Annotated in this window: 13 protein-coding genes and 2 pseudogenes; 14 read left to right on the top strand and 1 reads right to left on the bottom strand. The window is 51.0% G+C overall.

The features are described 5' to 3' along the window. Positions 1-156 (top strand): IS3 family transposase (locus BFF42_RS03175; RefSeq protein WP_001392677.1); only part of this gene is annotated, 156 nt, incomplete at its 5' end. Positions 157-197: 41 nt separating this feature from the next. Here the strand turns inward: BFF42_RS03175 and BFF42_RS03170 are convergent. After that, positions 198-734, bottom strand: a pseudogene (locus BFF42_RS03170) (FAD-dependent oxidoreductase); the annotation flags it as partial. 255 nt (positions 735-989) lie between these two features. On the opposite strand from BFF42_RS03170, the gene rseD reads away from it, so the two are divergent. The 13 genes and pseudogenes from rseD to shoB all read left to right on the top strand — a co-directional run bounded on the left by rseD (position 990) and on the right by shoB (position 11,036). Then, entirely contained in the window at positions 990-1,145 is a 156-nt protein-coding gene (rseD, locus tag BFF42_RS03165; RefSeq protein WP_001303621.1) for a rpoE leader peptide RseD, read from the top strand. After that, entirely contained in the window at positions 1,142-1,717 is a 576-nt protein-coding gene (gene rpoE, locus BFF42_RS03160; RefSeq protein WP_012421474.1) for an RNA polymerase sigma factor RpoE, read from the top strand. Before rseD ends, rpoE begins: the two co-directional genes overlap by 4 nt. 32 nt (positions 1,718-1,749) lie before the next feature. Continuing rightward, positions 1,750-2,400 carry an anti-sigma-E factor RseA gene (gene rseA / locus BFF42_RS03155; RefSeq protein ID WP_001168459.1) on the top strand — a complete coding sequence of 217 codons (651 nt, stop codon included), beginning with the start codon at positions 1,750-1,752 and terminating at the stop codon, positions 2,398-2,400. Then, on the top strand, positions 2,400-3,356 hold the full coding sequence (rseB, locus tag BFF42_RS03150) for a sigma-E factor regulatory protein RseB (RefSeq protein WP_000812031.1): 957 nt from the start codon (positions 2,400-2,402) through the stop codon (positions 3,354-3,356). The genes rseA and rseB overlap by 1 nt, the downstream gene beginning before the upstream one ends. Beyond that, positions 3,353-3,832, top strand: a complete 480-nt coding sequence (rseC, locus tag BFF42_RS03145) for a SoxR-reducing system protein RseC (protein WP_000589070.1) — start codon at positions 3,353-3,355, stop codon at positions 3,830-3,832. The genes rseB and rseC overlap by 4 nt, the downstream gene beginning before the upstream one ends. A 197-nt stretch (positions 3,833-4,029) precedes the next feature. Next, positions 4,030-5,829, top strand: a complete 1,800-nt coding sequence (gene lepA, locus BFF42_RS03140; RefSeq protein WP_000790168.1) for a translation elongation factor 4 — start codon at positions 4,030-4,032, stop codon at positions 5,827-5,829. A 15-nt stretch (positions 5,830-5,844) separates the two neighbouring features. Further along, positions 5,845-6,819: a signal peptidase I gene (gene lepB / locus BFF42_RS03135; RefSeq protein ID WP_039059497.1), complete on the top strand. Its 975-nt coding sequence runs from the start codon at positions 5,845-5,847 to the stop codon at positions 6,817-6,819. 272 nt (positions 6,820-7,091) lie between these two features. Beyond that, a complete protein-coding gene (gene rnc / locus BFF42_RS03130; protein WP_001068343.1) occupies positions 7,092-7,772 on the top strand; it encodes a ribonuclease III in 681 nt (226 codons plus the stop codon). After that, positions 7,769-8,673, top strand: a pseudogene (gene era, locus BFF42_RS03125) (GTPase Era). The gene rnc and the pseudogene era overlap by 4 nt, the downstream one beginning before the upstream one ends. Positions 8,674-8,684: 11 nt before the next feature. Next, positions 8,685-9,413: a DNA repair protein RecO gene (recO, locus tag BFF42_RS03120; RefSeq protein ID WP_000399399.1), complete on the top strand. Its 729-nt coding sequence runs from the start codon at positions 8,685-8,687 to the stop codon at positions 9,411-9,413. A gap of 11 nt (positions 9,414-9,424) precedes the next feature. Further along, positions 9,425-10,156 (top strand): pyridoxine 5'-phosphate synthase, encoded by a 732-nt coding sequence (pdxJ, locus tag BFF42_RS03115; RefSeq protein ID WP_001364795.1) that lies wholly within the window; start codon positions 9,425-9,427, stop codon positions 10,154-10,156. Beyond that, positions 10,156-10,536 (top strand): holo-ACP synthase, encoded by a 381-nt coding sequence (gene acpS, locus BFF42_RS03110; protein ID WP_000986029.1) that lies wholly within the window; start codon positions 10,156-10,158, stop codon positions 10,534-10,536. Before pdxJ ends, acpS begins: the two co-directional genes overlap by 1 nt. Positions 10,537-10,955: 419 nt before the next feature. Beyond that, positions 10,956-11,036 (top strand): type I toxin-antitoxin system toxin ShoB, encoded by an 81-nt coding sequence (gene shoB, locus BFF42_RS03105; RefSeq protein ID WP_000128776.1) that lies wholly within the window; start codon positions 10,956-10,958, stop codon positions 11,034-11,036. Positions 11,037-11,248: the final 212 nt, after the last annotated feature.

Here is an 11,248-nt window from a genome sequence, read left to right as displayed (position 1 = left end):
AGCCTGAGCCACTATCGTTTTAATAACCGGGATGAAGCCATCTCAGTAATACGGGAATACATTGAGATTTTCTACAATCGTCAGCGTCGTCACTCTCGTCTGGGGAATATCTCCCCGGCAGCCTTCAGGGAAAAATATCATCAGATGGCTGCTTAAAAAAAGAACAAATGGTAGTGTCCGCTATTGCCAGTACACCTCACCCGTCGCGTGCCCGGCAGGCCAATTTTGTCAGAGACAATCAGATCAACTGCGTTGCTGCGCTCCAGCACACGAATATTCGGATGGTTCTGCGCCTTGCTCACCAGCGTGGATTGTACTTCTCTACCGGTGGCGTCGGCGGCATGAAGAATACGACGGTGACTATGTCCACCTTCACGGGTCAGATGGTAGCTTTCTTCGCCATTCGGTTGAACGTGGGTATCAAACAAAACCCCCTGGTCAATTAACCATTGCACACAGGAACGAGCATTGCTGGCGACAAATTCAACTGCATGGCGATCGCAAATACCAGCCCCGGCAATCAATGTGTCTTCCACATGCGAGTCAATGCTGTCAGTTTCATCAAACACGGCGGCAATACCGCCCTGGGCATAAAATGTTGAACCTTCCGTTACCGGGCCTTTACTTAGAACGATGACCTGATGCTGGTCAGCCAGGCGTAGCGCCAGTGAAAGTCCGGCTGCGCCGCTACCAATAATCAACACGTCACATGAATGTTCAGGGAGAGTATTCATTTTCTTTGTTTAATTTACTAAACACGGTTTGGTCGGTATAGCATCATGTTGTGCGAATAAACACCTGCTATTTTAATATTTGTTACAGTTGCTAAACACGCTGATGCAGGGCGGCGAGAAAAAGAGAAGTTACTGGCTGGTGGAGGATTAGGTGGTGAAATAAAAAGGCCGTTGGGTTACTCTTCAGGCAGTTAAATGGGCATTTCTACACAGATAATGCGATGTTCAGATTCTGTAGACTTATAATGATAGATAATGATCCGTCTACAGCATGACAAACAAAAACAGATGCGTTACGGAACTTTACAAAAACGAGACACTCTAACCCTTTGCTTGCTCAAATTGCAGCTAATGGAGTGGCGTTTCGATAGCGCGTGGAAATTTGGTTTGGGGAGACTTTACCTCGGATGAGCGAGCAGTTAACGGACCAGGTCCTGGTTGAACGGGTCCAGAAGGGAGATCAGAAAGCCTTTAACTTACTGGTAGTGCGCTATCAGCATAAAGTGGCGAGTCTGGTTTCCCGCTATGTGCTGTCGGGTGATGTTCCCGATGTGGTACAAGAAGCTTTTATTAAAGCCTATCGTGCGCTGGATTCGTTCCGGGGAGATAGCGCTTTTTATACATGGCTGTATCGGATTGCTGTAAATACAGCGAAAAATTACCTGGTTGCTCAGGGGCGTCGTCCACCTTCCAGTGATGTGGATGCCATTGAAGCTGAAAACTTCGAAAGTGGCGGCGCGTTGAAAGAAATTTCGAACCCTGAGAACTTAATGTTGTCAGAAGAACTGAGACAGATAGTTTTCCGAACTATTGAGTCCCTCCCGGAAGATTTGCGCATGGCAATAACCTTGCGGGAGCTGGATGGCCTGAGCTATGAAGAGATAGCCGCTATCATGGATTGTCCGGTAGGTACGGTGCGTTCACGTATCTTCCGAGCGAGGGAAGCTATTGATAACAAAGTTCAACCGCTTATCAGGCGTTGACGATAGCGGGATACTGGATAAGGGTATTAGGCATGCAGAAAGAACAACTTTCCGCTTTAATGGATGGCGAAACGCTGGATAGTGAGCTGCTTAACGAACTGGCTCATAACCCAGAAATGCAGAAAACCTGGGAAAGCTATCACTTAATCCGTGACTCAATGCGGGGTGATACTCCCGAGGTGCTCCATTTCGATATCTCTTCACGCGTGATGGCCGCCATTGAAGAAGAGCCAGTACGTCAACCGGCGACATTGATCCCGGAAGCCCAGCCTGCGCCGCATCAATGGCAGAAAATGCCATTCTGGCAGAAAGTACGTCCGTGGGCGGCACAGCTTACCCAAATGGGCGTAGCAGCATGCGTATCGCTTGCAGTTATCGTTGGCGTCCAGCACTATAATGGACAATCTGAAACGTCCCAGCAGCCCGAAACGCCGGTATTTAATACACTGCCGATGATGGGTAAAGCCAGCCCGGTAAGCCTGGGAGTACCTTCTGAAGCGACCGCAAACAATGGTCAACAGCAGCAGGTACAGGAGCAGCGTCGTCGCATTAATGCAATGTTGCAGGATTACGAACTGCAACGCCGACTCCACTCTGAACAGCTTCAGTTTGAGCAGGCGCAAACCCAGCAAGCCGCTGTACAGGTGCCAGGAATTCAAACTTTAGGAACGCAATCGCAGTAATGAAGCAACTTTGGTTTGCCATGTCATTAGTGACAGGTAGCCTGTTATTCTCTGCTAACGCCTCGGCCACTCCCGCGTCCGGGGCGTTATTACAGCAGATGAACCTGGCCAGTCAGTCACTGAATTACGAGCTGTCATTCATCAGCATCAATAAACAGGGTGTTGAGTCTCTGCGTTATCGACATGCACGCCTCGATAACCGTCCTCTTGCACAATTGTTGCAAATGGATGGCCCGCGCCGGGAAGTGGTACAGCGCGGCGATGAAATCAGCTATTTTGAACCGGGACTTGAACCGTTCACGCTTAATGGCGATTACATTGTTGATTCTCTGCCATCGCTCATCTATACCGATTTCAAACGCCTTTCTCCTTACTACGACTTTATCTCCGTCGGGCGCACGCGTATTGCTGATCGTCTTTGCGAAGTCATTCGCGTGGTTGCCCGAGATGGTACACGCTACAGCTACATCGTGTGGATGGACACCGAATCGAAATTACCGATGCGGGTTGATCTCCTTGATCGCGATGGTGAAACGCTGGAACAATTTCGCGTGATTGCTTTTAACGTCAATCAGGATATCAGCAGCAGTATGCAGACGCTGGCGAAGGCAAATTTGCCGCCGTTGCTTTCTGTTCCTGTAGGTGAAAAAGCTAAATTCAGCTGGACGCCAACCTGGTTGCCACAGGGTTTTAGCGAAGTTTCCAGTAGTCGACGTCCGCTACCGACGATGGACAACATGCCTATCGAATCACGTCTCTATTCTGACGGATTATTCAGCTTCTCGGTAAACGTTAACCGCGCTACGCCATCGAGCACCGATCAGATGTTGCGCACCGGACGCAGAACCGTCAGTACAAGCGTACGTGATAACGCCGAAATCACCATTGTCGGTGAACTGCCGCCGCAAACGGCGAAACGCATTGCCGAGAATATTAAGTTCGGGGCAGCGCAATGATCAAAGAGTGGGCTACCGTCGTCTCCTGGCAAAACGGGCAGGCGCTGGTCAGTTGTGATGTTAAAGCTTCATGCAGCAGCTGCGCTTCACGCGCCGGTTGCGGTAGCCGCGTGTTGAATAAACTTGGCCCGCAAACCACGCATACCATTGTCGTACCCTGTGATGAACCGTTAGTGCCGGGGCAAAAAGTGGAATTGGGGATCGCCGAAGGCAGCCTGCTTAGCTCCGCATTACTGGTTTATATGTCGCCGCTGGTGGGATTATTCCTCATCGCTTCGCTATTTCAGCTACTCTTTGCTTCTGACGTCGCAGCATTATGTGGTGCGGTCCTCGGCGGTATTGGCGGGTTCCTGATTGCGCGCGGCTACTCGCGTAAGTTTGCTGCCCGGGCAGAATGGCAACCGATCATCTTAAGCGTGGCATTGCCGCCTGGCCTTGTGCGATTTGAAACATCTTCGGAAGACGCGAGCCAGTGATTTCACTGGCTTTGTTGCATTTTGCATAACAAATGCGAGGACGTTTCCAGATACCACAATCCATACGGTATGAACATTTCCTCGCCTCAATGTTGTAGTGTAGAATGCGGCGTTTCTATTAATACAGACGTTAAGCTCAGAACAGCGACTTCTAAAAGCCTGGTTAACCGGGCATTAAGGCACAATAATCATACTTTATGAAGAATATACGTAACTTTTCGATCATAGCTCACATTGACCACGGTAAATCGACGCTGTCTGACCGTATTATCCAGATCTGCGGTGGCCTGTCTGACCGTGAAATGGAGGCGCAGGTTCTCGATTCCATGGATCTTGAGCGTGAGCGTGGCATTACCATCAAAGCGCAAAGCGTGACGCTGGACTACAAAGCGTCTGACGGCGAAACCTATCAGCTTAACTTTATCGACACCCCGGGCCACGTAGACTTCTCCTATGAAGTTTCCCGTTCGCTGGCTGCCTGTGAAGGTGCATTGCTGGTGGTCGACGCCGGGCAGGGCGTGGAAGCGCAAACCCTGGCAAACTGCTACACCGCCATGGAAATGGATCTCGAAGTGGTGCCAGTACTGAACAAGATTGACCTGCCGGCAGCCGATCCTGAACGCGTGGCGGAAGAAATTGAAGATATCGTCGGCATCGACGCCACTGACGCGGTGCGCTGTTCAGCGAAAACCGGCGTTGGCGTGCAGGACGTTCTCGAACGTCTGGTGCGCGACATTCCGCCGCCGGAAGGCGATCCGGAAGGCCCGTTGCAGGCACTAATTATCGACTCATGGTTCGACAACTACCTGGGCGTTGTTTCACTTATCCGTATTAAAAACGGCACCCTGCGTAAGGGCGACAAAGTGAAAGTCATGAGTACCGGGCAGACCTATAACGCCGACCGTCTGGGCATCTTCACGCCGAAACAGGTTGACCGCACTGAACTGAAATGTGGCGAAGTAGGCTGGCTGGTATGTGCGATTAAAGATATCCACGGCGCTCCAGTCGGCGATACCTTAACGCTGGCGCGTAATCCGGCAGAAAAGGCGCTGCCTGGCTTTAAGAAAGTCAAACCGCAGGTATACGCCGGTCTGTTCCCGGTAAGTTCCGACGACTATGAAGCCTTCCGTGACGCGCTGGGTAAACTCAGCCTGAATGATGCCTCACTGTTCTATGAGCCGGAAAGCTCCAGCGCGCTGGGCTTTGGTTTCCGCTGCGGCTTCCTTGGCCTGCTGCACATGGAGATCATCCAGGAACGTCTGGAACGTGAATACGATCTGGATCTGATCACCACTGCGCCGACCGTAGTGTATGAAGTTGAAACCACGTCAAGGGAAGTTATCTACGTCGACAGCCCATCCAAGCTGCCTGCGGTAAATAACATTTACGAACTGCGCGAGCCGATTGCAGAGTGTCACATGCTGCTGCCGCAGGCATATCTCGGCAACGTTATTACGCTGTGCGTAGAAAAACGCGGCGTGCAGACCAATATGGTTTACCACGGTAATCAGGTGGCGCTGACGTACGAGATCCCGATGGCGGAAGTGGTGCTCGACTTCTTCGATCGCCTGAAATCTACCTCGCGTGGTTATGCGTCTCTGGATTACAACTTCAAACGCTTCCAGGCGTCCGACATGGTACGTGTAGACGTATTAATCAACGGTGAACGTGTTGATGCGTTGGCGCTGATCACCCACCGTGATAATTCGCAAAACCGCGGTCGCGAGTTGGTGGAGAAGATGAAAGATCTGATCCCACGCCAGCAGTTTGATATCGCCATTCAGGCAGCGATTGGTACGCACATTATTGCGCGATCCACCGTGAAACAGCTGCGTAAAAACGTACTGGCTAAATGTTATGGCGGCGATATCAGCCGTAAGAAAAAGCTGCTGCAGAAGCAGAAAGAAGGTAAGAAACGCATGAAGCAGATCGGTAACGTCGAGCTGCCGCAGGAAGCGTTCCTCGCCATTCTGCACGTCGGCAAAGACAACAAATAACCCTTAGGAGTTGGCATGGCGAATATGTTTGCCCTGATTCTGGTGATTGCCACACTGGTGACGGGCATTTTATGGTGCGTGGATAAATTCTTTTTCGTACCTAAACGGCGGGAACGTCAGGCAGCGGCGCAGGCGGCTGCCGGTGACTCACTGGATAAAGCAACCCTGAAAAAGGTTGCGCCGAAGCCTGGCTGGCTGGAAACCGGTGCTTCTGTTTTTCCGGTGCTGGCTATCGTATTGATTGTACGTTCGTTTATTTATGAACCGTTCCAGATCCCGTCAGGTTCGATGATGCCGACTCTGTTAATCGGTGATTTTATTCTGGTAGAGAAGTTTGCTTATGGCATTAAAGATCCTATCTACCAGAAAACGCTGATCGAAACCGGTCATCCGAAACGCGGCGATATCGTGGTCTTTAAATATCCGGAAGATCCAAAGCTTGATTACATCAAGCGCGCGGTGGGTTTACCGGGCGATAAAGTCACTTACGATCCGGTCTCAAAAGAGCTGACGATTCAACCGGGATGCAGTTCCGGCCAGGCGTGTGAAAACGCGCTACCGGTCACCTACTCCAACGTGGAACCGAGCGATTTCGTTCAGACCTTCTCACGCCGTAATGGTGGGGAAGCGACCAGCGGATTCTTTGAAGTGCCGAAAAACGAAACCAAAGAAAATGGAATTCGTCTTTCCGAGCGTAAAGAGACACTGGGTGATGTGACGCACCGAATTCTGACAGTGCCGATTGCGCAGGACCAGGTGGGGATGTATTACCAGCAGCCAGGGCAACAACTGGCAACCTGGATTGTTCCGCCGGGACAATACTTCATGATGGGCGACAACCGCGACAACAGCGCGGACAGCCGTTACTGGGGTTTTGTGCCTGAAGCGAATCTGGTCGGTCGGGCAACGGCTATCTGGATGAGTTTCGATAAGCAAGAAGGCGAATGGCCGACAGGTGTGCGCTTAAGTCGCATTGGCGGCATCCATTAATAGCCCATCTTCGTTCACGTTGTCGCCGTTATGGCGACAACGTGAATTATTTATGAGATAAATCTCCCGTGGCTAACGACATCCCCCGTCGTTGTGTATAGAATATTCCCCCGAAGTTTAAGGTTGGCACCTCCAGGTTGCCACGGCACACGAAACAGCGTTGGTCCCCATATACCGGTAAACTGAAACTGCAGCGAAGCAGTTAGCAGAGCCATGTATATCAGGTCTGTTTCGTGTGCTGAATTGTTGACGCATTTATTTATTGGTATCGCATGAACCCCATCGTAATTAATCGGCTTCAACGGAAGCTGGGCTACACTTTTAATCATCAGGAACTGTTGCAGCAGGCATTAACTCATCGTAGTGCCAGCAGCAAACATAACGAGCGTTTAGAATTTTTAGGCGACTCTATTCTGAGCTACGTTATCGCCAATGCGCTTTATCACCGTTTCCCTCGTGTGGATGAAGGCGATATGAGCCGGATGCGCGCCACGCTGGTCCGTGGCAATACGCTGGCGGAACTGGCGCGCGAATTTGAGTTAGGCGAGTGCTTACGTTTAGGGCCAGGTGAACTTAAAAGCGGTGGATTTCGTCGTGAGTCAATTCTCGCCGATACCGTCGAAGCATTAATTGGTGGCGTATTCCTCGACAGTGATATTCAAACCGTCGAGAAATTAATCCTCAACTGGTATCAAACTCGTTTGGACGAAATTAGCCCAGGCGATAAACAAAAAGATCCGAAAACGCGCTTGCAAGAATATTTGCAGGGTCGCCATCTGCCGCTGCCGACTTATCTGGTAGTCCAGGTACGTGGCGAAGCGCACGATCAGGAATTTACTATCCACTGCCAGGTCAGCGGCCTGAGTGAACCGGTGGTTGGCACAGGTTCAAGCCGTCGTAAGGCTGAGCAGGCTGCCGCCGAACAGGCGTTGAAAAAACTGGAGCTGGAATGAGCATCGATAAAAGTTACTGCGGATTTATTGCCATCGTCGACGTCCGAACGTTGGCAAATCCACATTGTTGAACAAACTGCTGGGGCAGAAGATCTCCATCACCTCCCGCAAAGCGCAAACAACTCGTCACCGCATTGTGGGGATCCATACTGAAGGCGCGTATCAGGCGATCTACGTTGATACCCCTGGCCTGCATATGGAAGAAAAACGCGCTATTAACCGCCTGATGAACAAAGCGGCGAGCAGCTCTATTGGCGACGTTGAGCTGGTGATTTTTGTCGTTGAAGGCACCCGCTGGACGCCGGACGACGAAATGGTGCTCAACAAACTGCGCGATGGCAAAGCGCCGGTGATCCTCGCGGTGAACAAAGTGGATAACGTGCAGGAAAAAGCCGATCTGCTGCCGCACTTACAGTTCCTGGCAAGTCAGATGAACTTCCTCGATATCGTGCCGATCTCTGCTGAAACCGGGCTGAATGTCGACACTATCGCAGCAATCGTGCGTAAGCATCTGCCTGAAGCGACCCATCACTTCCCGGAAGATTACATCACCGATCGCTCACAGCGTTTTATGGCGTCTGAAATCATCCGCGAAAAACTGATGCGTTTCCTCGGCGCTGAACTGCCGTACTCCGTGACCGTGGAGATCGAACGTTTCGTCTCTAACGAACGCGGTGGTTATGACATCAATGGTTTGATTCTCGTTGAGCGTGAAGGGCAGAAGAAGATGGTTATTGGCAACAAAGGGGCCAAGATCAAAACCATCGGGATTGAAGCGCGTAAAGACATGCAGGAAATGTTCGAAGCGCCTGTCCACCTTGAACTGTGGGTAAAAGTGAAATCCGGTTGGGCCGACGACGAACGCGCACTGCGCAGTCTCGGTTACGTTGACGATCTTTAAGAGTCACTCCGATGGAAGGCTGGCAGCGCGCATTTGTCCTGCATAGTCGCCCGTGGAGCGAAACCAGCCTGATGCTGGACGTCTTCACGGAGGAATCGGGTCGCGTGCGTCTGGTTGCCAAAGGCGCACGCTCTAAACGCTCTACTCTGAAAGGTGCATTACAGCCTTTCACCCCTCTCTTGCTACGTTTCGGCGGGCGTGGCGAAGTCAAAACGCTGCGCAGTGCTGAAGCTGTCTCGCTGGCGCTGCCATTAAGCGGTATCACGCTTTACAGCGGTCTGTACATCAACGAACTTCTCTCCCGCGTACTGGAATACGAGACGCGCTTCTCTGAACTCTTTTTCGATTATTTGCACTGCATTCAGTCTCTTGCAGGTGCCACTGGTACGCCAGAACCCGCGCTGCGCCGCTTTGAACTGGCACTGCTCGGGCATCTGGGCTATGGCGTCAATTTTACCTATTGCGCGGGTAGCGGCGAGCCGGTAGATGACACCATGACGTATCGTTATCGCGAAGAAAAAGGGTTTATCGCAAGCGTCGTTATCGACAATAAAACGTTCACCGGAAGGCAGTTAAAAGCGTTAAACGCGCGGGAATTTCCTGACGCAGACACACTACGCGCCGCGAAACGCTTTACCCGCATGGCGCTTAAGCCGTATCTTGGCGGTAAACCATTAAAGAGCAGGGAACTGTTCCGGCAGTTTATGCCTAAGCGAACGGTGAAAACACATTATGAATGATGAGGATTGTCATGGCTGAATTACTGTTAGGCGTCAACATTGACCATATTGCAACGCTGCGTAACGCACGCGGTACTGCTTACCCGGATCCGGTGCAGGCGGCGTTTATTGCCGAGCAGGCGGGAGCGGACGGCATTACCGTGCATTTACGTGAAGATCGCCGCCACATTACTGACCGCGATGTGCGCATCCTGCGGCAGACGCTGGATACCCGAATGAATCTGGAGATGGCAGTGACCGAAGAGATGCTGGCGATCGCCGTTGAGACGAAGCCACATTTTTGCTGCCTGGTACCGGAAAAGCGTCAGGAAGTAACAACAGAAGGCGGCCTGGACGTTGCAGGGCAGCGTGAAAAAATGCGCGATGCCTGCAAACGTCTGACAGATGCCGGGATTCAGGTTTCTCTCTTTATCGACGCCGATGAAGAGCAGATCAAAGCTGCGGCAGAGGTTGGCGCACCGTTTATCGAGATCCACACCGGTTGCTATGCTGATGCCAAAACTGACGCCGAACAGGCGCAAGAGCTGGTGCGTATCGCCAAAGCCGCGACCTTTGCCGCTAGTCTCGGTCTGAAAGTTAACGCCGGACACGGTCTGACCTATCACAACGTGAAAGCCATTGCCGCCATCCCTGAGATGCATGAACTGAATATCGGTCATGCCATTATTGGCCGTGCAGTGATGACCGGACTGAAAGATGCGGTGGCAGAAATGAAGCGTCTGATGCTGGAAGCGCGTGGCTAATGGCAATATTAGGTTTAGGCACGGATATCGTAGAGATCGCTCGCATAGAAGCAGTGATCGCCCGATCCGGTGAGCGCCTGGCACGCCGCGTATTAAGCGATAACGAATGGGCAATCTGGAAAACGCACCACCAGCCGGTGCGTTTTCTGGCGAAGCGTTTTGCTGTGAAAGAAGCCGCAGCAAAAGCGTTTGGCACCGGGATCCGCAATGGTCTGGCGTTTAATCAATTTGAAGTATTCAATGATGAGCTCGGCAAACCACGGCTACGGCTATGGGGTGAGGCATTAAAACTGGCGGAAAAGCTCGGCGTTGTAAATATGCATGTAACGCTGGCAGATGAACGCCACTATGCTTGTGCCACGGTAATTATTGAAAGTTAAAATAATACCGTTCTCTTTAAAAAGTAAAACCCCCGAACTGGTAAGGAACGGGGGTTTTACTTTTTAACTTTAATTTTGTGCAGCATGCACCCTCAACAACAGCGATTATGGATCAGTGTACTTATCTTTTACAAGCAACTTGCAATCTTTAGCATAAAAACTCGAGCCTTTACGAAGAAAGCAATATTGATGGAAAGATTAACGTGACCGCCAATTCGTAAGTACATTAAAATTGGCTTCGTTATTGAAGATTTTGCTGTGCTTTACACCATGCCACAGAATTCCCCCATTGAAACGAGTGGTGTCGTCAAAGCTCTGGTGTGGAGTGCAGCATGCACCCTCAATAACTCGCACGTTCAGTTTTGGGGAGATGTAAGGGCTAATCTGAACGGCTGCATTCCTTGTTTAAGGAAAAACGAATGACTGATTGCCGATACCTGATTAAACGGGTCATCAAAATCATCATTGCTGTTTTACAGCTGATCCTTCTGTTCTTATAACACAAGTAAACGTACTTAAGGTGCGTCCGGTGAACCAATCGGACGCGCCTTTAATAACTATAAATAAGTGTCTTGGCAGATACTATATAAATTAACTTAGTGAATGATTATGCGTAAGCGTGCAGCAAGAACCGTATTGACGGGGATGTGTTATTCAGTCGGCAGTGCTACGCGCCAGGGGAGCAGTTCGCCGACCCGGTTTATCGGCCAGT

Source organism: Shigella sp. FC1661, from assembly GCF_001712525.1.
In the GTDB taxonomy this organism is placed as follows: Bacteria; Pseudomonadota; Gammaproteobacteria; order Enterobacterales; family Enterobacteriaceae; genus Escherichia; species Escherichia coli.
Note: the sequence above shows the minus strand (reverse complement) of the source record. Positions and strands in the feature narration are given on the sequence as shown.

Excerpts from the sequence above, each read along its gene's own strand:
- rseD (WP_001303621.1), top strand. The coding sequence starts at position 990 with ATGATCCGTCTACAGCATGACAAACAAAAACAGATGCGTTACGGAACT.
- rpoE (WP_012421474.1), top strand. The coding sequence starts at position 1,142 with ATGAGCGAGCAGTTAACGGACCAGGTCCTGGTTGAACGGGTCCAGAAG.
- rseA (WP_001168459.1), top strand. The coding sequence starts at position 1,750 with ATGCAGAAAGAACAACTTTCCGCTTTAATGGATGGCGAAACGCTGGAT.
- rseB (WP_000812031.1), top strand. The coding sequence starts at position 2,400 with ATGAAGCAACTTTGGTTTGCCATGTCATTAGTGACAGGTAGCCTGTTA.
- rseC (WP_000589070.1), top strand. The coding sequence starts at position 3,353 with ATGATCAAAGAGTGGGCTACCGTCGTCTCCTGGCAAAACGGGCAGGCG.
- lepA (WP_000790168.1), top strand. The coding sequence starts at position 4,030 with ATGAAGAATATACGTAACTTTTCGATCATAGCTCACATTGACCACGGT.
- lepB (WP_039059497.1), top strand. The coding sequence starts at position 5,845 with ATGGCGAATATGTTTGCCCTGATTCTGGTGATTGCCACACTGGTGACG.
- rnc (WP_001068343.1), top strand. The coding sequence starts at position 7,092 with ATGAACCCCATCGTAATTAATCGGCTTCAACGGAAGCTGGGCTACACT.
- recO (WP_000399399.1), top strand. The coding sequence starts at position 8,685 with ATGGAAGGCTGGCAGCGCGCATTTGTCCTGCATAGTCGCCCGTGGAGC.
- pdxJ (WP_001364795.1), top strand. The coding sequence starts at position 9,425 with ATGGCTGAATTACTGTTAGGCGTCAACATTGACCATATTGCAACGCTG.
- acpS (WP_000986029.1), top strand. The coding sequence starts at position 10,156 with ATGGCAATATTAGGTTTAGGCACGGATATCGTAGAGATCGCTCGCATA.
- shoB (WP_000128776.1), top strand. The coding sequence starts at position 10,956 with ATGACTGATTGCCGATACCTGATTAAACGGGTCATCAAAATCATCATT.